Genomic DNA, 21,450 nt, shown 5'->3' on the forward strand with positions numbered 1-21,450 from the left:
CCTGGACGAGGTGGAACGGGTCGCCCCCGGCCCTGGTGAGGACGTCATCCTCGACGCCGAGCTGACCAGGCTGGAGCATGCGGAGACCCTGGTGCGGGCGGCGCGGACCGCGCACGCCGCGCTGATGAGCGATCCGGCCACCGGGTCGGACGAGCCCGGTGCGGTCGATCTGGTGGCCGCGGCCCAGCGGGTCATCGCCGGCGAGTCCGCCCTCGACGCCGAGCTCGCCGCCCTCGGCGCGCGGCTCACGGAGGTGGGGATGCTACTCACCGACGTCGCCGCGGACCTCGCCTCCTACGCGGAGGGCATCGATGCTGACCCGGTGCGCCTCGCCGACGCCCAGGCGCGTAAGGCCGCCCTCACCAGCCTGACCCGGGCGCACGGTACCGGCATCGACGGGGTGCTGGCCTGGGCGGACCAGGCCGGGCGCCGGCTGCTGGAACTCGACGGCGCCGGGGACAGCGTCGAGGCGCTCACCGCCCGGCGGGACAGCCTGACCGCCGAGCTGGCCCGGCTTGCCGAGGAGGTCAGCGACGCCCGGACCAAGGCGGCGGCCCGGTTCGGTGCGGCGGTCGCCGCCGAGCTCGCCGGGCTCGCGATGCCCCGGGCCCGGGTGGAGGCCGCCGTGTCGCAGCGCGACGATCCGGCCGGTCTGCCGGTCGGCCTGCGGGTCGTCGCGTTTGGACCGTTCGGCGTCGACGACGTGGAGCTGCGGCTGATCCCGCATCCCGGGGCGCCGCCGCGGCCGGTCCAGAAAGGCGCGTCGGGCGGTGAGCTGTCCCGGGTCATGCTCGCGATCGAGGTCGTCCTCGCCGCCGCCGACACCGGTTCGACCATGGTCTTCGACGAGGTGGACGCCGGGGTCGGCGGTCGGGCCGCGGTGGAGATCGGCCGGCGCCTCGCCCGTCTCGCCCGCACTCATCAGGTGATCTGTATCACCCATCTGCCGCAGGTCGCCGCCTTCGCGGACCGTCATCTGGTGGTCCACAAGGCCGACGACGGATCGGTCACCCGCAGTGGGGTCGTCACGCTCGACGACGCCGGCCGGGTGCGGGAACTCTCCCGGATGCTTGCCGGCCAGGAGGAGAGCCCGCTGGCCCGTGGGCACGCCGAGGAGCTGCTCGCCGCCGCGGCGGCCGACAAGGCGCTGCCGTAGTGCCACCGCGGTCGGGGAGACCGGGCATCCTGCGGTGGTCCAGGGAGTCACCGAAGGTGATAACCGAGGGCCCTGACTCACCCTTATGGCAGAGTCCCCGCATTGCGCTGGAGGCGTCGTGCGGGGGAGCTGTTACCGTGAAGTCCCGTGGAGGCGCCGGGGCCGGACCGGCGGCGTAACCACGGGAGCTTCGGGTGGGTCAGGCGCATATCACCAAACACATCTTCGTCACCGGCGGGGTCGCGTCCAGTCTCGGCAAGGGACTAACCGCGTCGAGCCTCGGTCGACTCCTCAAGGCTCGTGGACTCCGCGTCACGATGCAGAAGCTCGACCCCTACCTCAACGTGGACCCGGGGACGATGAACCCGTTCCAGCACGGTGAGGTGTTCGTGACCGACGACGGGGCCGAGACCGACCTCGACATCGGCCACTACGAGCGGTTCCTCGACGTCGACCTCGACGGCAGCGCCAACGTGACGACGGGCCAGGTCTACTCGGCCGTTATCGCCAGGGAACGCCGCGGCGGCTATCTGGGCCAGACCGTCCAGGTCGTCCCGCACATCACCGACGAGATCAAGAACCGGATCCGGCGGCTGGCCGGTGACTCCGTCGACGTGGTGATCACCGAGGTCGGCGGGACCGTCGGGGACATCGAATCGCTGCCCTACCTGGAGGCGATCCGTCAGGTACGCCACGAGGTCGGTCGGGACAACGCCCTGACGGTGCACGTGAGCCTGGTCCCCTACCTCGCCCCCTCCGGAGAGCTGAAGACCAAGCCGACCCAGCATTCGGTCGCGGCGTTGCGCAGCATCGGCCTGCAGCCCGACGCCGTGGTCTGCCGGTCCGACCGGCCGCTGCCCGATTCACTCAAGAAGAAGATCGCGATGATGTGCGACGTCGACGACGAGGCCGTCGTCGGGGCGCCGGACGCGAGCTCCATCTACGACATTCCCCGGGTGCTGCACCGCGAGGGTCTCGACGCCTACGTGGTGCGTCGGCTCGGGCTGTCCTTCCGCGACGTCGACTGGACGGAATGGGACACGTTGCTGCGGCGGGTGCACCACCCGGCCAACACGGCGACGATCGCGATCGTCGGCAAGTACGTGGACCTCCCCGACGCCTACCTCTCGGTGACCGAGGCCCTGCGCGCCGGCGCCTTCGCCACCGACACTCGGGTGGACCTGCGGTGGGTCACCTCGGACGAGTGCTCTTCCCCGGACGTGACGGCCACCCTGCTTGACGGGGTCGACGGGATCATCGTTCCCGGTGGTTTCGGGGTGCGGGGCATCGAGGGCAAGCTCACCGCGCTGCGGCACGCCCGCGAGAACGGCATTCCGACCCTCGGTATCTGCCTCGGCCTGCAGTGCATGGTCATCGAGGCGGCCCGCAGTCTCGCCGGCCTGGAGGCGGCGAACTCCACCGAGTTCGTCCCCGAGACCCCCCACCCGGTGATCTCCACGATGGCTGACCAGCACGAGGTGGTGGCCGGCACCCGGGACATGGGCGGCACAATGCGACTGGGCCTGTACTCGTGCGTGCTGGTGCCCGGCACGCTCGCCCGGCGTGAGTACGGCGCCGCCGAGGTCGCCGAGCGCCACCGGCACCGGTACGAGGTGAACAACGACTATCGGCACCGGCTGGCCGCCGCCGGGCTGGTCTTCTCCGGGGCGTCGCCGGACGGCCGCCTGGTCGAGGTGGTCGAGCTGCCCGCCGACGTGCACCCGTACTACGTCGGCACCCAGGCACATCCGGAGTTCCGGTCCCGGCCGACCCGGGCCCATCCGCTGTTCCGGGGTCTCGTCGCCGCGGCGGTCGCGCATGCGGACCGTCGCCGCGGGGTGCTGCCGGTGGACCTGCCGGGCGAGGACGCCCCCACTCCGGAGAACGGTGTCCCGGAGAACGGCGCCGCGCAGACCCGCGGCGTCACGGCCGGTCGATCCGGCGGGAGTATCCGCCGGGGCGCGAGCGCGTCCCGGCCGAGCGTCAGCTCCAACGGCACCGCCGCGCTGGTGTCCCCGTGACGGCGACCCCGCACCGGTACGAGGTCGCCGAGAGCACCCTAGCCTACCAGGGGAGGGTCATCTCCGTCCGCCGCGATCAGGTGCGGATGCCGGATGGCGACATCTCGCAGCGTGATGTGGTGGTGCATCCCGGCGCCGTGGGGGTGGTTGCCCTCGACGAGGCCGATCGGGTGGTGATGGTCCATCAGTACCGTCATCCCGTCGGTGGTCCGCTGTGGGAGCTGCCCGCCGGCATTCTCGACGTGCCGGGCGAGCCGGCGTCCTCGGCCGCCGCGCGGGAGCTGGCCGAGGAGGCCGGGCTGCGCGCCGACCGCTACGATCTGCTGGTTGACGTGTGGGCCTCGCCGGGGATGACCGACGAGGCCTACCGCCTTTTCCTGGCCCGCGGGCTGCACGAGATCCCGGCTGCCGAGCGGTACGTGCCGGTGCACGAGGAGGCCGAGATGGGTCTCGCGCGTATCGACTTCACCGACGCTGTCGAACGGGTCCTGCGCGGTGAGATCACCAACGCGATGGCGGTCATCGGGCTGCTGGCCACGGCCCGGGCGCGCGCCGAGAACTACGCCGGTCTGCGCCCACCCGACGCACCCTGGCCCGCTCGTCCCGCCCACCGCGGCTGAGCCGCCGCGCCGCGGCCCCGTTTCTCCGCGGTGGTGTCGGTCCCGCGGTGGCGTCAATCGTTGTGGACCAGCACGCCGGCGGCCTCGTCGACGACGATGCCCTGCGCGGCGGCGAGGGTCACCGCGTCGATCGGGAATGCCTGCGCGACCCCGGGGACGGTGAACGTGCCGTCCCAGGTCACCGCGAGGGTCACCTGGTACCGGCCCGGCCGGGCGTAGCCGTGCGCCACATAGGCCTCGGGATGATCGCGCGGTGAGATCGCCGGGTCGTAGGGCCGGCCGGGAGCATCCGGGCCGGTCTCGCCGTCACCGAACTCCCAGTGATAGTGGGGAACGGCGCTGATGGTCGCCACGACCGGCTGGTCGACGTTGAACGTGAACGAGTCGGGCACGGGGGTGTAGAGGATCGTGGCCAGGTTCGCGAAGCTGCGGCCGGACGGCGCGATGACGATCGACGGCTTCGGCAGGAGTTTCTCGCGCAGGTAGTTGGCGAGCGTGGCCTGCACCTGGGCGACCGGCACCGCGCCGGCGGGCAGCAGGTAGTTGAAGCAGCCCGCTACCGCCTGGTCGTACTGGGCCCGCGCCTGCGCGTCCATCGCCGGATCCGGCCCGACTGCGGTCAGCAGGTCACAGACGGCCGCCGGGTCGTCCGGACAATCCTGGCCGCAGGCCGCGCTCCGCCGGGCCCCCGATCCGGTCGGGATCCCGACGCGCTCCAGCACTCCGTCGTGGTAGCGGTACTGGTAGCCGTTGTCCGTGGCCCGGGTGTCACAGGTACCCCACAGCGCGCCGGCGCAGGGCACCGGGACGGTGCGCCCGGGCGCCGCGGCGGCGGGCGCCGCGCCGGCGGCGAGGCCGGTCAGGCTCACCAGCAGCAGCGCGCCGACCGCGATCAGCGCCGGGCGCGGGAACGCGCGGCGCCGGCCGGCGGTGGTCGTGCGGGCGGCGGTGGTCGTGCGGGCGGCGGTGGTCGTGCGGGCGGCGGTGGTCGTGCGCGGGGCGGTCGTCCCCGGGCCGGTCGTGCGCGGGGCGATCGCCCCCGGGCCGGTGGTCATGCCCGGGCCGGGGCGTAGCGCAGGGTCTGGATACGCCAGCCGTGGTCGGTGAGCGACAGTTCGGCCGTGCCGACCCGGGTCGGCACGCCCGGGGCGTCGGAGACCCGCCGGCCCGCCGGGTCCAGCAGCCCCACCGCCCGGGTTCGCACGGTGAAGTCCACCTCGGTGACGAGCCCGACCCGCGGCCGGGCGAGCACGTCGCTCAGCTGATAGGCCGGCCCGTCCGCGCGCAGCCCCCGCTGCTGGAGTGAGCGGGTCACCCCGACGTCGAGGGCGCAGGGCTGGCAGCCACCGAGCGCCCTCGGCGCGATAACCGCGACCCGACCGGCCCGCGCGGCCTCGTTGATCTCGTGAAAGTAGCCCTCGACCGTGCGGGTAGCGGCCGCGGGTGTGTCGTCGACCGAACCGGGGACCGAACCGGGGAAGGAAGGGCGGCCGGAGACGGCCGTGCCCGGATTCTGGGAACCGGGGCGGGTCGGGACCGCGGCCCCGGATGGCTCGTGCTGGTCGCCGCCGCAGCCCGCGCCCGTGAGGATGACGAGTATGGCGATAGCGACCCCCAGCCGTGCGGCGTACCGTGACGACCCGTTGTCCGCCCGCACAAGTCGCCAGGATAGCCGCGGAAACGCGGTATGTGGATAGGCGCCAACGGAGAACGGGGGGCAGGTCCTACTATCAGTTCGATGATGGGAGTCACCGACGGCGACCGGGTACTCCGGCTGCGCCCCCCCGCGGCCTCGGCATCCGGCGTCGGCGGGTCCTCGGATCATCGTCCGTCGGCGCCTCGGCCCGGGCCGGACGACCTGGCTGGGCCGGACGACCTGGCCGGGCCGGACGACCTGTCCCGGCCTGCGGATCATCGAGCCGGGTCCCAGCTGCGTGGCACGCCCGCCGGCGTCATCGAGCGCTATCTCCACCATCTGGAGGGCGAACGCGGACTCGCGCACAACTCGGTGCTCGCCTACCGTCGCGACCTGCGCCGCTATTGTGATTATCTCTCCGCCTGCGGTCTGTCCTCGTTGGGCGCGGTCGGTGAGGCGGAGGTTGCCGGATTCGCCGCCGTGCTGCGCGCCGGTGACGACACGCACCCGCCGCTTGCCGCGGCGTCGGTCGCGAGGATGCTGGTCGCCGTCCGGTCGCTGCACCGCTTCGCGGCCGACGAGGGTGACGTCCCCGAGGACGTGTCCCGGCCGGTTCGACCGCCGACGCCTCCCCGGCGGCTACCGAAGGCCCTGAGCATCGACCAGGTGGTGGCCGTCCTCGCCGCGGCCGCGGGTGCGCCCCCGTCGGGATCCCCGCCGCCGCCCGGGGGACCGCCGCCGGTGGAACCGGCCGAGGCCGTCCGCCGTCTGCGCGCGACCGCGTTGCTGGAGCTTCTCTACGGCACCGGGGCCCGGATCTCGGAGGCCGTCGGTCTCGACGTCGACGATCTCGATCTGGAGGCCGCCTCCGTGCGCCTGCACGGCAAGGGCGGACGTGACCGGATCGTCCCGCTCGGTCGGTGCGCCATCGCCGCGGTGGCCGACTACCTGCGGGTGGGGCGGCCGATGCTGGCCGCCCCCCGCTCGGGGCCCGCGGTCTTCCTGTCCCGCCGCGGTAACCGCCTGTCCCGGCAGAGCGCGTGGTCGGTGCTGCGTACGGCGGCGCTCGCGGCAGGTGTGGAGGGGGTCTCACCCCACGTGCTGCGCCATTCCTTCGCCACCCACCTGCTCGACGGCGGCGCCGACGTCCGGGTGGTGCAGGAGCTGCTGGGACACGCCTCGGTCAGCACCACTCAGATCTACACCCTGGTGACGGTGGACCGGCTTCGCGAGGCGTACGCGGCCTCACACCCACGCGCCTTGGGCTCGACCCTGGGCTCGATCGGTCACCACTCCCGGACCTGGGGACCCGAGGACGGATCCGTGCATGACGGATCCGTGAGTTTCGCCGGGGCACCGCCCCGGTTCTGAGCGACGGTCGGCGTCCCGGGCGGATGTCCACCCGGGACTGTCCGCGGGAGAACGCGCCAAGCGGCGCGACGCCACCGCTTGGGGACGCGTGGACCGGCGCGGCACGTGGACACGCTCAGGATGCGGACGCTCAGGATGGGGTGTACGGCCCCAGGCTGGGCATCCCGTTGGAGGGAGCCGAGGCGGGAACGCCGCCGACACCGCCGACCGTCTGCGTGCTGCGCTCGGCCAGGGTTTCGCCCACCTTGCGGGCGATCGCTTCCATCAGGCGTAGTGCCTGCGGCAGCGACAGGTTCAGCACCACTTCGCTGTCGTTCGTCATCGCGAAGCGAACCGACACGTCCGCCATTGCTCGACCTCTCTCGCCTGACTCCGAAGATCTGCTCGATGTGTGTGAAACGGAACGGTACGGCCCATCTGAGACCAATGCGCGCGCGGGGTTCCTGGAAGTACCGGCAGGTTCGCTTTTCGTGTCTACTCGCTCACCAAGTGTCGCGGTCCAAGAGCTGTAGCTGTCAGTCACGTGGGTTGCTCCTCTGCCGGTGGCGACGTGTATGGACCCGGTCGATCCGGATCTCCCCACGGGGGGCGAGCTCGGAAAAATCGGGCACGTAGCTGTCCCGTTGTCTCTGCATAGTCCCTCATTGCCAGGAGCTGTCCGCAAGGGGGTGGACTTGTCATGCATCGTCATGTCGGAGGGTGAACGGGTTGGTTCCCACTGTTCTGGGAACGCGTTCACGGGTGTCACGCAGCCGGGCGGCCAAAGCCCGGATCGGGCAGGATGGCAGGGTGGCTTCGACTGACCGCGTCCGGCCGGATGTCCCCGCGCTGATCATCGGTATCCTCGGCGGCTCGGGTCCGCAGGGCGGGGGCCTCGGCCTGCGGTTCGCCGCCGCCGGCCATCTCGTGCTGATCGGGTCCCGCTCGACCGAACGCGGCCAGCAGGCCGCGGCCGCGCTCGCGCGTCCCGGCCTGCGTATCGAAGGCGCGGACAACGCCACGGTCGCCGAGCGCGCGGATATCGTCATCATCGCGGTTCCCTGGGAGGGCCATCGCCAGACCCTGGCCGCCTTGCGGGAGCCGTTGGCTGGGAAGATCGTGATCGATTGCGTCAACCCCCTCGGCTTCGACAAGGGGGGTGCCTTCGCGCTCGCGGTGCCCGAGGGCAGCGCCGCGCAGCAGGCGGCCGCCGTCCTGCCGGACAGCACCATCGTGGCGGCCTTCCACCACGTCTCCGCGGTGCTGCTGGCCGATGACGCGGTCGCGAAGATCGACACTGATGTCCTGGTCCTCGGCGACGATCGGGCCGCCACCGATCTGGTGGCCGCGCTCGCCGAGCGCATTCCCGGCATGCGGGGCATCTACGCCGGCACGTTGCGCAACGCCGGTCAGGTCGAGGCATTGACCGCAAACTTGATCTCGGTCAATCGCCGGTACAAGTCACACGCCGGCCTGCGGGTCACCGATGTCTGAGCGGCGTCCGGACGTGGCCCGTTCGGACGTGGCCACGGTGGCGAACGGGCGGGAACGAGAGGCGGGGACGGCCCCCCGGGACGATCTGGGCCACCCGGTGCCGATTCCGGCGCGGGTGGAACGGATCGTCTCGCTCGTTCCCAGCCTCACCGAGTCGATCGCCGTTACCGCGCCCGGTCTGCTGGTGGGTGCCACCGACTGGTGCAGCCATCCCGCGGGGCTGGCCGTCGCCCGGGTCCGGGGGACGAAGAACCCCGACCTCGACACCATCGTCTCCCTGGCTCCGGACCTGGTCTGCGCGAACGCCGAGGAGAACCGGGAACCCGACCTCGCCGCGCTGCGCCGGGCCGGGCTCGCCGTGTGGGTCACCGCCCCTACCACGGTCGATCAGGCTCTGGTGAGCCTGGACCGGATGCTGCGCCTGGCCTGCGGGCTGGCTCGTCCCGGCTGGCTCGACGCCGCCCGGCAGGCCTGGGCCGTGCCGGCCGCCGGGCCGCGACGGCGGGCGTTGGTGCCGATCTGGCGCCGGCCGTGGATGGCGGTCGGCCGGGACACCTTCACCGGCGACGTGCTGCGCCGGCTGGGGGTCGACAACGTGCTGGCGGACTCGCCGGACCGCTACCCTCGGATCGATCCCGCGGCCGTCCCGCCCCATGACCTGGTGGTCCTGCCCGACGAGCCGTACCCCTTCAGCCCGTCGGACGGACCCGAGACCTTCAGCGCGCCCGCGGTCTGCGTGTCCGGCCGCCTGCTGACCTGGTACGGCCCGTCCCTGGTCGAGGCGGGGTCCGTGCTCGCGGCGGCGCTGGCCCGGACCGGCGATGGGCCGGAGTGACAGCGCCGCCGCCGGCACCACCGGCCGGATGGCTGATCAGTAGCTGTGCTCGATTGTCGGGTACCTGCCGTCCCGGACGTCCGCGCGGTAGGCCCGGGCGGCGTCCGCGAGAATCGTGCGCAGATCCGCGTACCGCTTGACGAACCGCGGCGCGCGGCCGCCGCTCAGCCCGGCCATGTCCTGCCAGACCAGCACCTGGGCATCGCATCCCGAGCCGGCTCCGATGCCCACGGTGGGGATGCGCAACTCCTTCGTCACCCGGGTGGCCAGATCGGCGGGAACCACCTCGAGCACGACCGCGAACGCGCCGGCCGCCTCGAGCGCCAGCGCGTCGGCCAGCAGGACCTCGCCGGCCTCGTCGCGGCCTTGGACCCGGTAGCCCCCGATAGTGTGGATGCTCTGCGGGGTCAGCCCCAGATGCCCGATAACGGGGATGCCGGCGCCGACCAGGGCGTCCACCGCCCGGACCACCCGGGAACCGCCCTCGAGCTTCACCGCGTGCGCCCCGCCCTCCTTGAGGAAGCGGGTAGCGTTCGCCAGCGCCTCGGCCGGCCCCCCCTGGTACGACCCGAAGGGCAGATCGGCGACGACCATCGCGTGCGGTGCTCCGCGGACCACCGCCCGGACCAGCGGCAGCAGCTCGTCGACGGTGATCGGCACGGTCGTGTCGTAGCCGTAGACGACGTTGGCGGCTGAGTCCCCGACCAGCAGGACGGGGATCTCCGCCTCGTCGAAGACGGCGGCGGTGGTGGCGTCGTACGCGGTCAGCATCGACCACTTCTCGCCCCGGTTCTTCGCCGCGGCGACGTCACGCACTGTGAAACGGGACCGGCGTGGCCGCGGCGGCGTGGTCGGCGCGCCGTAGGGCGTCGCCGCCGGGCCCGCCGGGTGGGTGGGTGTGCCTGAAGCATCCATGAGCGCTCCTGTACGTCCGTCCGGGCGCTGGGCGTCCCGGCGTCCCTCTCATGCTGCCACCAACGGCCGCCACGCGGAGAGCCCGCGGCGGAGCAGATCCCCCCGGCCCCTAGGTGGCTGTTCGGGCTGGGGCGTTCGGGCGGTGGTTTCGCGGTGGACTATGGCCCGATCGGCGTGGAACGCGACGCACGCCACGCCGCTGCCCTGGCAAACGGATGCGTCTTGGCCGGCTGGGACGTATGCTGATCTTGAAGTCCGGCGGGAACGTGCGGCGCGATCAAGGTGGCGGGTGGCCTTTCCATGCGGATGCATCGGCACGGCGGCGACGGAGCGTGCGGGGGATCAGGCCGGTGTCCCGCCTGATGGCCACCCGGGACGTGCGCACTCCGCATCCTCGGCGGCCGTCCGACCGGGTGCCCTCCGGGGTCCGCGTCTCCCGCGCTCCCGGTCGTCCGAGGGACACCCGCTGCGATGAGGCGATCATCGATGCCGCGCTGCACGAGCTCGCGACGGTCGGCTTCGCGAGCCTGTCGATGGAGGCGGTGGCGACCAGCGCCGGGGTCGGCAAGGCGACGGTCTATCGCCGGTGGCCAACGAAGGATGCCCTGATCGGGGACGCGTTGGACACCCTGGCCGACAGTCTCGACGCGGTCGAGACCGGCTCCCTGCGCGACGACCTGGTGGCCTGGCTGAATGCGTTGCGCCGGCACAACCTCCAGTCGTTGTCCGGGCGGATCATGCCGAAGCTCGTCGCCGAGCGGAGCACGCACCCGGAGTTGTTCGCCACCTACTCGCAGAAGGTGATCGAGCCGTCGCGGGAGAAGGCGGCCACCATGCTCCGGCGCGGCATCGAATCGGGGGAACTCGCCGCGGACGTCGACGTCGACCTCGTCGTCGACATGCTGGTCGGTCCGGTCGCCTATCGGCAGTACATGAGTGGTGACTGCGAGGTGAGCGGAACGCGGATCGCGAAGATCGTCGACACCATCCTCGGTGGCATCCGCTGCCGGGAGGGTGCGCGGCCGACGGCGGAGCCGCCCGCGCCGCGCCCGTCACACTGAGCCGCACCCGTCACACTGAGTACCTCGCTCGCCGTACCCCGCTCGCCGGGGGCACCATGCGTCCGCGAGTAGCATCGCGAACGGGCCAGGAAGGCCCGCCGTGGGGCCGCCTGCCGGCCGGCGACGCACCGGCGGTGCGATCCCCGCACCCGTTTTCCCAGCGCGACAGGAGAGATTCGGTGTCCGACGTCCGCGTTACCGTTCAGCACGCCCAGCGCAACGATCCGCGGGTGGTGCCGACCGGGACGACGGCCGCCGAGCTGTTCGCCGACGACCGGAACGTGATCGCGGCTCTGGTTGACGGCCAGCAACATGATCTCGCTCATGTTCTCGCCGACGGGGCCGTCGTCGAGCCGATCATGATTGACTCGCCGGCCGGGCGGGCGATCGTCCGGCATTCCGCCGCGCACGTCGTCGCCCAGGCGGTCCAGGAACTCTTCCCGAAGGCGCGCCTGGGCATCGGGCCGCCCATCGACAACGGTTTCTACTACGACTTCGACGTCGAGTCCCCGTTCACCCCGGACGACCTCAGGGCCATCGAGAAGAAGGCGCAGGCGATCATCAAGGCCGGCCAGCGCTTCTCCCGGCGGGTCGTCACCGAGCCCGAGGCCCGCGCGGAGCTCGCCGACGAGCCGTACAAGATTGAGTTGATCGGGCTGAAGTCGAGTGACGCGGCGGCCGACGACGCCGAGGCGAGTGTCGAGGTCGGGGCGGGCGAGCTGACCATCTACGACAACCTCGACGCGAAGACCGGCGAGCTGTGCTGGAAGGACCTTTGCCGCGGGCCGCATGTGCCCACCACCCGGGCCATCCCGGCCTTCGCGATCCTGCGCTCCGCCGCGGCCTACTGGCGGGGGAGCGAGAAGAACCCGCAGCTGCAGCGCATCTACGGCACTGCGTGGGAGTCGCGCGACGCGCTCAAGGCCTACCAGACCAGGCTGGCCGAGGCCGAGAAACGCGATCACCGCAAGCTCGGCGCGGAGCTTGACCTGTTCTCGTTCCCGACCGAGATCGGCCCGGGGCTGGCGGTCTTCCACCCCAGGGGCGGCGCGATCCGCACCGCGATGGAGGACTACGCGCGGCGCCGGCACATCGAGGCCGGGTACTCGTTCGTCAACACCCCGCACATCACCAAGTCGGAGCTCTACCAGATCTCCGGGCACCTGGACTGGTTCGCCGAGGGCATGTACCCGCCCATGCAGCTCGACGGCGGCACCGACTACTACCTCAAGCCGATGAACTGCCCGATGCATATCCTGATCTTCCGGTCGCGGGGCCGGTCGTACCGGGAGCTGCCGCTGCGGCTGTTCGAGTTCGGCACGGTCTACCGTTACGAGAAGTCCGGAGTGGTCCATGGCCTGACCCGGGTGCGCGGGCTCACCCAGGACGACGCGCACCTGTTCTGCGCCCGCGAGCAGCTACCCGCCGAGCTCGACAGCGTGCTGACGTTCGTGCTCGGGTTGCTGCGCGACTTCGGGCTGACCGACTTCTACCTGGAGCTGTCGACCCGGCCGGAGGGCAAGGCCGTCGGCACCGACGAGGAGTGGGCGCAGGCCACCGAACTGCTGCGGGAGGCCGCGCAGAAGCAGGACCTGGAACTGGTGATGGACCCGGGCGGCGGTGCCTTCTACGGGCCGAAGATCTCCGTGCAGGCCCGCGACGCCATCGGCCGGACCTGGCAGCTGTCCACCATCCAGGTGGACTTCCAGCTGCCGCGGCGCTTCGACCTGGAGTACCAGGCTGCGGACGGGACCCGGCAGCGTCCGTTCATGATCCATCGGGCGTTGTTCGGCACCATCGAGCGGTTCTTCGCCATCCTGCTGGAGCACTACGCCGGGGCGCTGCCGCCGTGGCTCGCGCCGGTGCAGGTGGTCGGCATCCCGATCACCGACGAGCACGTGCCGTACCTGGGCGAGGTCGCCCGGCGGCTCGCCGCGCACGGCCTCCGGGTGGAGGTCGACTCCTCCGACGACCGGATGCAGAAGAAGATCCGTACGGCGCAGAAGCAAAAGGTGCCGTTCATGCTGCTGGCCGGAGATTCCGATGTCGCTCAGGGTGCGGTGTCGTTCCGTTTCCGGGACGGGGCGCAGCGCAACGGCGTGCCGGTGGACGAGGCCGTCGCGGAGATCCTCGACGCAGTGGAGCGCCGCCGCCAGGTCTGAGCCGCGCGGCTGGCCCCGGCCCGCGCGGCTGGTCAGGCCGGCGGGTTCTCGCGCCAGCGGGAGGTGATCGGCAGTCGGCGGTCGCGGCCGAACGCCTTGGAGGTCACCTTCGGCCCGGGCGGGTTCTGTCGGCGCTTGTACTCGGCGAGGTCGACGAGCCGGATCACCTTGTCCACCACGGCCGGATCGTGCCCGGCCGCGATCAGCTCGGCCCGGCCCTGGTCGTGGCTGACATAGTCGTCCAGGACGGGATCGAGGATGCCGTAGTCGGGCAGTCGGTCGGAGTCGAGCTGGCCCGGGGCAAGCTCGGCGGACGGCGCCTTGACGATGATCTCCTCGGGAATGGGCGGCACCTCGCCACGCTTCTCCGCGGTGGCGTTGCGCCAGCGCGCCAGCTCCCAGACGCGGGTCTTCGAGACGTCCTTGATGGGGGCGTAGCCGCCGGCGCTGTCTCCGTAGAGGGTGGAGAACCCCGTTGCCAGCTCGCTTTTGTTGCCGGTGGTGAGGATCAGGTGCCCATGCTGGTTCGACAACGCCATGAGCAGCGTTCCGCGCACCCGGGCCTGCAGGTTCTCGTCCGCGAGGCCGTGCAGCCCGCCGAGGGGGGCGGCGGCGGCGCGGAACGCGGCGGCGATTGGCTCGATGGGCACCACGGCGTGCCGCGTGCCCTGGCGGCGGGCGAGCTCGGCGGCGTCGGTCACCGAGTGCCCCGACGAGTAGCCCGAGGGCAGAGCGACGGTGTGGACGGCGCCGGCGCCGATCGCGTCGACCGCGATGGTCGCGACGAGCGCGGAGTCGATACCGCCGGACAGCCCGAGCGCCACCGAGGAGAAGCCGTTCTTACGGATGTAGTCACGGGTGGCGGTGACCAGCGCGGTGTACAGCTCCCCGGCGGGCTCGGGGCGGTCGGCGACGACCGGCGGCAGGGGGGTGAACGGTGCCAGCGGCTCGGCGGCCAGTATCGTGCGCGTCACCGTCATCGTCGTGCCATCCTCGGCGTCGATGGCCCCGGACACCGCCCGCGCCGGGCCGGGACCGGCCGCGGGCAGGTCCAGGTCGGTGATCAGCAGCGCCTCGCTGAAGACCGGGGCCCGCGCGACGAGCTCCCCCGCGGCGTCGACGACGAGGGAGTCCCCGTCGAAGACCAGCTCGTCCTGCCCGCCGACGAGGTTGACGTAGGCCAGGGCGGCCGCGGCCTCCCGGGCGCGCTCGGCGCACAGGGCGTCGCGCTGGAAGGACTTCCCCTGCTCGTAGGGGGAGCCGTTGATGCACAGGACGAGGCCGACCTCGGACCGGCGGGCCACGGTGATCGGCCCGCCCTGCTGCCACAGGTCCTCGCAGATCGTCACGCCCACGTCGATCCCGTGCAGCCGCAGCACCGGAAAGGCCGTGCCGGGCACGAAGTAGCGGAACTCGTCGAAGACGCCGTAGTTCGGCAGGTGATGCTTGGCGTAACGCGCGACGACCTCGCCGCCCCAGAGCACCGCGGCGGCGTTCTGCGGTTCACCGGCCGGGCGTCCCACACTCGGCGCGGGTTGCGCGGAGGCATCGAGGTAGCCGACGACGACGGCGATCTCGCCACACCCCTCCTCGGCCAGCCGGCGGGCCAGGGCCACCAGCGCCCGCTGGCTCGCGGCGACGAAGGACCGGCGCAGGACGAGGTCCTCCGGCGGATAGCCGGTCAACGTGAGTTCACCGAAGGCGATCAGATGAGCGCCATCGGCGACGGCCCGTTTCGTCCAGGTACTGACCAGGTCGGCGTTACCAGCGAGATCCCCGACGGTCGTGTCCACCTGGGCGAGGGCGATCCGCAGCTGGGCCATGGTTGCAGCGTAGGCGGTCGCGGCGTGGGCTGTTAGGTCCCGTGTCGGGAGGGTAGGTAACACGCCGTTGGCGGACTGGTTGCTACCAGGCAACATCACAGCGACAAACGGATGTAGTCGCTATGGTCGGGATAAGCACATCGGGTGGCCCGTATCGTCGAGTCCACATCCTCAGCGCGGAGGCACTATGGACAAACAGCAGGAGTTCGTTCTCCGGACTCTGGAGGAGCGGGACATCCGCTTCGTTCGGCTCTGGTTCACCGACGTACTTGGGTACCTGAAGTCGGTGGAGATCGCCCCCGCGGAGCTCGAGGGGGCGCTGGCGGAGGGTATCGGTTTCGACGGGTCCGCCATTGAGGGCTTTGCGCGGGTACACGAGGCCGACATGCTGGCCCGGCCCGACCCCTCCACCTTCCAGGTGCTTCCCTGGCGCGGTGAACATCCGCTCACTGCCCGGATGTTCTGCGACCTCGTGATGCCGGATGGCACGCCCGCCGCCGCCGACTCGCGCTGGGTGCTGCGGAGCGCGCTAGCCAGGGCGGCCGACGCGGGGTTCACGTTCTACACCCATCCGGAGATCGAGTTCTTCCTGCTCAGGGAGCCGCCGAAACGCGGTGGCCCGGTGCCCCCGCCGGTGGATGAATCAGGCTACTTCGACCTGACCCCCAATGACATCAGCCATGATTTCCGGCAGCAGGCCATCAGCATGCTCGAACGGCTGGGCATCTCGGTGGAGTTCAGCCACCACGAGGTGGCCCCCGGCCAGCAGGAGATCGATCTCCGCTACGCCGACGCCCTCACCATCGCCGACAACATCATGACCTTCCGCCAGGTGGTCAAGGAGGTGGCGTTGCGGCAAGGTATTTACGCCACCTTCATGCCCAAGCCGTTCGGTAACCAGGCCGGGTCGGGGATGCACACCCATCTGAGCCTTTTCGAGGGCGACCGCAACGCCTTTCACGACCCGACCGACGACTATCAGCTGTCCAAGGTGGCGAAGGCCTTCATCGCCGGGCTCCTCGCGCACGCCGCCGAAATCACCGCGGTGACCAACCAGTGGGTGAACTCCTACAAGCGGCTCATCGGCGACCAGCGGGTCGGCGAGGTGCTGGAGGCGCCGGCCTATGTGTGCTGGGGCCACAACAACCGTTCGGCGCTCGTGCGGGTTCCGCTCTACAAGCTCCACAAATCCAACGCCACCCGGGTGGAGTTCCGGCTGCCGGACAGCGCGTGCAACCCGTATCTCACCTTCGCCCTGGTGCTGGCAGCCGGCCTGCGGGGTGTCCAGGGCGGTTACGAGCTGCCACCGGCTTCGGCGGACGACGTCTGGACGCTCACCGACACGCAGCGTCGTGAGCGCGGGATCACCGCTCTGCCCGGCTCGCTCGCCGAGGCGGTCAAGGTGATGGAGCGTTCCGCGCTTGTGCGGGAGACCCTCGGCGACGAGTTGTTCGACTTCTTCCTGCGGAACAAGCGGGCCGAGTGGCTGGAATACCGTCGGCAGGTGACCCCGTTCGAGATCGACCGGTACCTGCCGGTGCTATGACCGGGCGGACCGGCACCCGGCCCCCCACAGCCGGGGCGGGGCCGGTCGGGCCGGGACCGGTCGCGGCCCATCCGCGGGGGAGCTCGGTCGCCGCGCAGCTCGCGCGACTCGGCTTCACCGACGTCGACCGGGCCGAGACGACGATGCGCCGCCTCGGCCTGCTCAGCCCGGCCGTCCAGTCGCCCACCGCCGGCAGGGATGTCCTGCCCGGTCCCGCCACCGTGGGAATCGTGCGCGAGGAACGGCTCGAGGCCAACGTCGTGGTCGGCTCGCTGGCGGCTGCGGCCGATCCGGACCGGGCTCTCGCCGCGCTGGACCGGCTCGTGGACGCCCTCGGCCCGGCCGGGGGCGCGGCCTTCGTCGGTGCACTGGCCCGCCACGAGGGGCTGCGGGAACGGCTCGCCGCCGTGCTTGGCGCGAGCATCGCGCTCGGCGATCATCTTGCCCGCCATCCGGCGGACTGGCACATCCTGGAAGCCGACGAGGTGGTCACCACCCCGCCGGAGGCGGCGAGCGTGCGGGCAGGTCTGCTGCGCGCGGTCGGCGCGGATCCGGACGATCCGGCGCCCCGGGCGGCGGGCGACGGTCCCCAGATCCTCGACGCCCTGCGGACCGCGTACCGCAGGGCGCTGCTGGTCCTCGCGGCGCGGGACCTGACCGGCGCGGTGCCACTCGACGAGGCCACGGCCGAACTCGCCGATCTGGCGGGATTCGCGCTGGACGCGGCGCTGGCGGTCGCCCGTGCCGGGCTCGACCCGCGGCTGCCCCCGGTCCGGCTCGCCGTGATCGGCATGGGCAAGTGCGGCGGACGGGAACTGAACTACGTCAGCGACGTCGATGTCGTGTTCGTCGCCGAGCCGACGGCACCCCGCGATGCGGCGAACGGTACGGCGAACGGGGGGAAGATCGGGGCGGAACCGGCCGGGCCGGCGGTACTGACGGCGGCGGCACGGCTGGCGGAGGGGCTGGTCCGAGCCGCCGGCACCGTCACCGCCGCCGGTGCGCTGTTCCAGGTCGATGTGGGGCTTCGCCCGGAGGGCCGGGACGGTGCCCTGGTCCGCACGCTCGCCAGCCATCACGCCTACTACCGCCGCTGGGCCCGGACCTGGGAGTTCCAGGCGTTGCTCAAGGCCCGCCCGATCGCGGGAGACCTGGCGTTGGGCGCCGAGTTCTGCGCGATGGTCGCGCCCATGGTGTGGACGGCGGCCTCCCGTCCCGGCTTCGTGGCCGACGTGCGGGCGATGCGGCGCCGGGTGGAGTCGACGCTGTCCCGCGCGGAGGCGGAGCGCAATCTCAAGCTGGGGCCGGGCGGCCTGCGCGACGTCGAGTTCGCCGTCCAGCTGCTGCAACTCGTCCACGGCCGGGTGGATGCCAAGCTGCGGGTCGCCTCCACCCTGGGCGCCATCGACGGTCTGGCCCGCGGCGGCTACGTCGGTCGGCGCGACGCGGCCGGGCTCGCCGACGCCTACCGTTTTCTCCGTAACGCTGAGCACCGCCTTCAGCTGCAACGGCTGCGCCGGGTGCACACCCTGCCCCGGGACTCCACCGAGCTGCGCTGGCTGGCCCGGTCGATGGGGTTGCGCACGGCGGAGGCGTTCGAGGACGCCCACGCCCGGGTGGTCCGATCCGTCCGATCGCTGCACGAGAAGCTCTTCTATCAGCCGTTGCTGGAGGCGGTCGCCCGCCTGTCGACGGAGGAGATCCGCCTTACTCCCCAGGAGGCGGCCGACCGGCTGGCCGCGCTCGGCTTCGCCGCGCCGGACCGGTCGTTGCGCCATATCGAGGCGCTGACCAGCGGGGTGAGCCGGACGGCCGCGATCCAACGCCACCTGTTGCCGACGATGCTGCCCGCCTTCGCCGACGCCCCCGATCCCGATGCCGGGCTGCTGGCCTATCGGCGGGTCAGCGAGGCACTCGGGCGCGCCCCGTGGTATCTGCGGCTGCTGCGGGACTCCGCCGGCGCCGCGGACCGGCTCGCCCGGGTACTCGCGACCAGCCGGTACGTGGCGGACCTGATGGCCCGCGCGCCGGAGTCGGTGCGGCTGCTGCGCACCGAGGACGATCTCGTCCCGGTGCCGCGGGAGGCACTGGTCCGGACCATGGTGGCGATCGCCCACCGCAACCCCGACTGGGAGGAGGCCGTCGGGCGGGCCCGGGCGGTGCGCCGCGTCGAACTGGTCCGGGTCGCCTGCGCGGACCTGCTCGGCCTGCAGGACGTCGCAGCCGTGGGCCGGGCGCTGGCGGACGCCGCGGCCGCCACCATCGCCGCGTCCCTGCTTGTCGCCGAGCGCAGGGTCGCCGGAGGTGACCCGGAGTCGTTGCCGGCGCGGATCTCGGTGATCGCGATGGGCCGGCTCGGCGGCGCGGAGATGTCCTACGGCAGCGACGCCGACGTGCTGTTCGTGCACGAGGCCAGGCCAGGGGCGTCAGCGGACCGGGCGAGCAGGGCTGTCGCCGAGGTGGTCGGTGAGCTGCACCGGCTGCTCGCCGTTCCCGGACCCGGTCCGGCGCTGCGCCTGGACACAGCGCTGCGTCCGGAGGGGCGCAGCGGCCCGGCCTCACGCACGCTGGAGGCGTACGCGGCCTACTACCAACGGTGGTCGCAGGAGTGGGAGTCGCAGGCGCTGCTGCGGGCGGAGCCCCTGGCCGGTGATCCCGGGCTCGCCTACCGGTTCTGCCGGCTGGCGGACACGGTGCGTTACCCGACCACGCTTCCCGCGGGCGCCCTGGACGAGATCATCCGCCTGCGCGGGCGGATGGAGCGGGAACGGATCCCACGGGGAGTCGATCGCACGCTGCACCTGAAGTTCGGCCCCGGGGGGCTGACCGACGTGGAGTGGGCGGTGCAGATCCTCCAGCTGCGCCACGGCCGGCGGATTCCCACGCTGCGCACGACGTCGACGCTCGAGGGGCTGGGGGCCGCGGTCGTCTCCGGTCTGCTCGACGCGAGCGAGGCGGAGATCCTGCGCGCGGCCTGGATGTCCGCCTCCCGCATCCGGAACGCGAGCACGCTGGCCGGCTGGCCGCGTCCGGACGTCGTCCCTGACCGCCCGCCCGGTCTGGAGGCGATGGCGAGCGCGGCGGGATATCCCTCCGACCGGGCCGGCGAGCTCGTCGCCGAGCACCGCCGGTCGGCGGCGCTGGCCCGCGCCGTCGTCGAGGAGGTGTTCGCGCGCGAGCGGACCGCGGATTTCGGCTAGCACGCCCGGTGGTGCCGGAACCGCGCCACCGTAAGACCGGGCAGGCGGTCGTGTCGTCGGGAGCACCGCCACGGCCGCCTGTGCTCCGGTCTGGTGACCGTTCGTCAGACGGTTGCCCCGGCCGGGGCCGGGGTGGTCTGGGACGGCACGAACAGCGTCGGCTTATCGCCGGCCAGGGCGCTGCAGCAGGTGTCAATCATGAGCGCGGAGACCAGGTACGGGTCCATGTTCGCGTTCGGGCGGCGGTCCTCCAGCCAGCCTTTCTTGGCCTTCTCGACAGCCCACGGAATGCGGATCGACGCGCCGCGGTCGGAGGCGCCCCAGGAGAACTTGTTCCACGGAGCCGTCTCGTGCTTACCGGTCAGTCGGTCCTGGATGCCGTGACCGTAGTGGGTCACGTGCTCCAGCACCCGGGTGCCGAGCGCCTCGCAGCAGGCGACGATGGCGTCCCAGCCCTCCATCGTCTGCCTGGTGGAGAAGTTGGTGTGCGCGCCGGCACCGTTCCAGTCGCCCGGGATCGGCTTGGCGGCGAACGACACCTCGACGCCGTAGTCCTCGGCGATCCGGTGGAGCAGCCAGCGGCCCAGCCAGATCTGGTCGCCGATCGCCGGGGCGGGGAGCACGCCGATCTGGAACTCCCACTGGCCCATCATGACCTCGGCGTTGGTGCCCTCGATGGCGAGACCGGCGTCGAGGCAGGCCTGCGCGTGCCTTTCGACGATCTGGCGGCCGGGCATCTTCGAGCCGCCGACGCCACAGTAGTACGGTCCCTGCGGCGCGGGGTAGCCGACCTCCGGCCAGCCGTAGGGACGGCCGTCCTTGAAGAAGGTGTACTCCTGCTCGATGCCGAACATCGGCGTCATGTCGGCGTACTTCTCGGCGACGGTCCGGGCGGCGGCCCGGGTGTTCGTCGGGTGCGGCGTGAAGTCGGTCAGCTCGACCTCGCAGAGCACCAGGAGGTTGTCGCCACCCCGCAGCGGGTCGGGCGTGACGAAGACGGGCCGCAGCACGCAGTCCGAGTTCGATCCGGGCGCCTGGTTGGTGCTCGAGCCGTCGAAGCCCCAGATCTCCGGCTCCTTACCGTCCCTGATGATGCGGGTCTTGCTGCGCATCAGCGGCTCGGGCTCGGTGCCGTCGATCCAGATGTATTCGGCTTGATAACTCACTCATACTCCCCGTGGTTGATCCTGCACGTTACGGAGCGACTTCGTGATCGGCCTGGCCAGCCGACCCAGGCCGCGAATGACGGGAGGGTTCGACCGGAGCCTTGTCGTGCCCAGTTACCTTCCTGTTCCGTGATTGTTAATTTTCGGTCTCTGCTATGTCACGAAAGGCTGGCCCTGGGCGATCGGGGCCGGCTGCCGTCCGGGATTTTCGGAGTCCCCGGCTCCGCTTTCGTGTCGTGGTGTCCCGGCGGGTGTCGGCGGGAGATGGCCGGTATTCCGGACCGCGCCGTTCCGCATAGACGTGAGGCCCGCCTCCGACGTCGTCGAAGTAGGGCCTCGGGGAATTAGTATATTAATTTTCAATGTGGCTTTGGGGGTTTCGCCTGATACCCCGGGAAAGAGTCCGGGCATCTCCTGCCCGTGATCTTTCTGGCGCTCGCCGGCACTCGGTGGATATTGGCGGGC

The 21,450-nt window shown here is 71.7% G+C and carries 16 protein-coding genes; 10 read left to right on the forward strand and 6 right to left on the reverse strand.

What is annotated here, in order from left to right:
* The 3 genes from AC08OV_RS09940 to AC08OV_RS09950 form a co-directional block, all read left to right on the forward strand.
* The coding region (locus AC08OV_RS09940; protein ID WP_476619583.1) for a DNA repair protein RecN at window positions 1-1,156 on the forward strand (1,156 nt) is incomplete at its 5' end.
* A 194-nt stretch (window positions 1,157-1,350) separates the two neighbouring features.
* Window positions 1,351-3,177, forward strand: a complete 1,827-nt coding sequence (locus tag AC08OV_RS09945) for a CTP synthase (protein ID WP_476613290.1) — start codon at window positions 1,351-1,353, stop codon at window positions 3,175-3,177.
* A complete protein-coding gene (locus AC08OV_RS09950) occupies window positions 3,174-3,797 on the forward strand; it encodes an NUDIX domain-containing protein (RefSeq protein WP_476613289.1) in 624 nt (207 codons plus the stop codon). The genes AC08OV_RS09945 and AC08OV_RS09950 overlap by 4 nt, the downstream gene beginning before the upstream one ends.
* Window positions 3,798-3,850: 53 nt before the next feature.
* On the opposite strand, the gene AC08OV_RS09955 is transcribed toward AC08OV_RS09950, so the two are convergent.
* Together AC08OV_RS09955 and AC08OV_RS09960 are read right to left on the reverse strand one after the other, a co-directional pair.
* A complete protein-coding gene (locus AC08OV_RS09955; RefSeq protein WP_476613288.1) occupies window positions 3,851-4,852 on the reverse strand; it encodes a PKD domain-containing protein in 1,002 nt (333 codons plus the stop codon).
* Window positions 4,849-5,454 carry a hypothetical protein gene (locus AC08OV_RS09960; RefSeq protein ID WP_476613287.1) on the reverse strand — a complete coding sequence of 202 codons (606 nt, stop codon included), beginning with the start codon at window positions 5,452-5,454 and terminating at the stop codon, window positions 4,849-4,851. Before AC08OV_RS09960 ends, AC08OV_RS09955 begins: the two co-directional genes overlap by 4 nt.
* An 84-nt stretch (window positions 5,455-5,538) precedes the next feature.
* On the opposite strand from AC08OV_RS09960, the gene AC08OV_RS09965 reads away from it, so the two are divergent.
* On the forward strand, window positions 5,539-6,804 hold the full coding sequence (locus tag AC08OV_RS09965) for a site-specific tyrosine recombinase XerD (protein WP_476619584.1): 1,266 nt from the start codon (window positions 5,539-5,541) through the stop codon (window positions 6,802-6,804).
* A 130-nt stretch (window positions 6,805-6,934) separates the two neighbouring features.
* On the opposite strand, the gene AC08OV_RS09970 is transcribed toward AC08OV_RS09965, so the two are convergent.
* Entirely contained in the window at window positions 6,935-7,153 is a 219-nt protein-coding gene (locus AC08OV_RS09970; protein ID WP_023841797.1) for a hypothetical protein, read from the reverse strand.
* Window positions 7,154-7,593: 440 nt separating this feature from the next.
* Here AC08OV_RS09970 and npdG point away from each other — a divergent pair, with 440 nt between their 5' ends.
* Entirely contained in the window at window positions 7,594-8,277 is a 684-nt protein-coding gene (gene npdG / locus AC08OV_RS09975) for an NADPH-dependent F420 reductase (RefSeq protein WP_476613285.1), read from the forward strand.
* Window positions 8,270-9,112: a helical backbone metal receptor gene (locus AC08OV_RS09980; RefSeq protein WP_476613284.1), complete on the forward strand. Its 843-nt coding sequence runs from the start codon at window positions 8,270-8,272 to the stop codon at window positions 9,110-9,112. The genes npdG and AC08OV_RS09980 overlap by 8 nt, the downstream gene beginning before the upstream one ends.
* Window positions 9,113-9,148: 36 nt before the next feature.
* Here AC08OV_RS09980 and panB read toward each other — a convergent pair whose 3' ends face one another.
* Window positions 9,149-10,027, reverse strand: a complete 879-nt coding sequence (gene panB / locus AC08OV_RS09985) for a 3-methyl-2-oxobutanoate hydroxymethyltransferase (RefSeq protein ID WP_476619585.1) — start codon at window positions 10,025-10,027, stop codon at window positions 9,149-9,151.
* A 350-nt stretch (window positions 10,028-10,377) separates the two neighbouring features.
* Between panB and AC08OV_RS09990 the strand changes: the two genes are divergently transcribed.
* Both AC08OV_RS09990 and thrS read left to right on the forward strand, forming a co-directional pair.
* The gene (locus AC08OV_RS09990; RefSeq protein WP_476614021.1) at window positions 10,378-11,088 is read left to right on the forward strand and encodes a TetR/AcrR family transcriptional regulator; all 711 of its coding nucleotides are present in this window, start codon (window positions 10,378-10,380) and stop codon (window positions 11,086-11,088) included.
* Between the two features lie 179 nt (window positions 11,089-11,267).
* Window positions 11,268-13,250, forward strand: a complete 1,983-nt coding sequence (gene thrS, locus AC08OV_RS09995; RefSeq protein ID WP_476614022.1) for a threonine--tRNA ligase — start codon at window positions 11,268-11,270, stop codon at window positions 13,248-13,250.
* Between the two features lie 32 nt (window positions 13,251-13,282).
* On the opposite strand, the gene AC08OV_RS10000 is transcribed toward thrS, so the two are convergent.
* On the reverse strand, window positions 13,283-15,073 hold the full coding sequence (locus tag AC08OV_RS10000) for an NAD+ synthase (RefSeq protein WP_476614023.1): 1,791 nt from the start codon (window positions 15,071-15,073) through the stop codon (window positions 13,283-13,285).
* Between the two features lie 187 nt (window positions 15,074-15,260).
* On the opposite strand from AC08OV_RS10000, the gene AC08OV_RS10005 reads away from it, so the two are divergent.
* A complete protein-coding gene (locus tag AC08OV_RS10005; protein ID WP_462187556.1) occupies window positions 15,261-16,619 on the forward strand; it encodes a glutamine synthetase family protein in 1,359 nt (452 codons plus the stop codon).
* Window positions 16,616-19,819: a bifunctional [glutamine synthetase] adenylyltransferase/[glutamine synthetase]-adenylyl-L-tyrosine phosphorylase gene (locus tag AC08OV_RS10010; RefSeq protein WP_476614024.1), complete on the forward strand. Its 3,204-nt coding sequence runs from the start codon at window positions 16,616-16,618 to the stop codon at window positions 19,817-19,819. Before AC08OV_RS10005 ends, AC08OV_RS10010 begins: the two co-directional genes overlap by 4 nt.
* A gap of 104 nt (window positions 19,820-19,923) precedes the next feature.
* Here the strand turns inward: AC08OV_RS10010 and glnII are convergent, their stop codons facing one another.
* Entirely contained in the window at window positions 19,924-20,985 is a 1,062-nt protein-coding gene (glnII, locus tag AC08OV_RS10015) for a glutamine synthetase GlnII (RefSeq protein WP_476614025.1), read from the reverse strand.
* Window positions 20,986-21,450 lie beyond the last annotated feature (465 nt).

The sequence above is a fragment of the Frankia sp. CeTa3Moorea genome, from assembly GCF_978021225.1.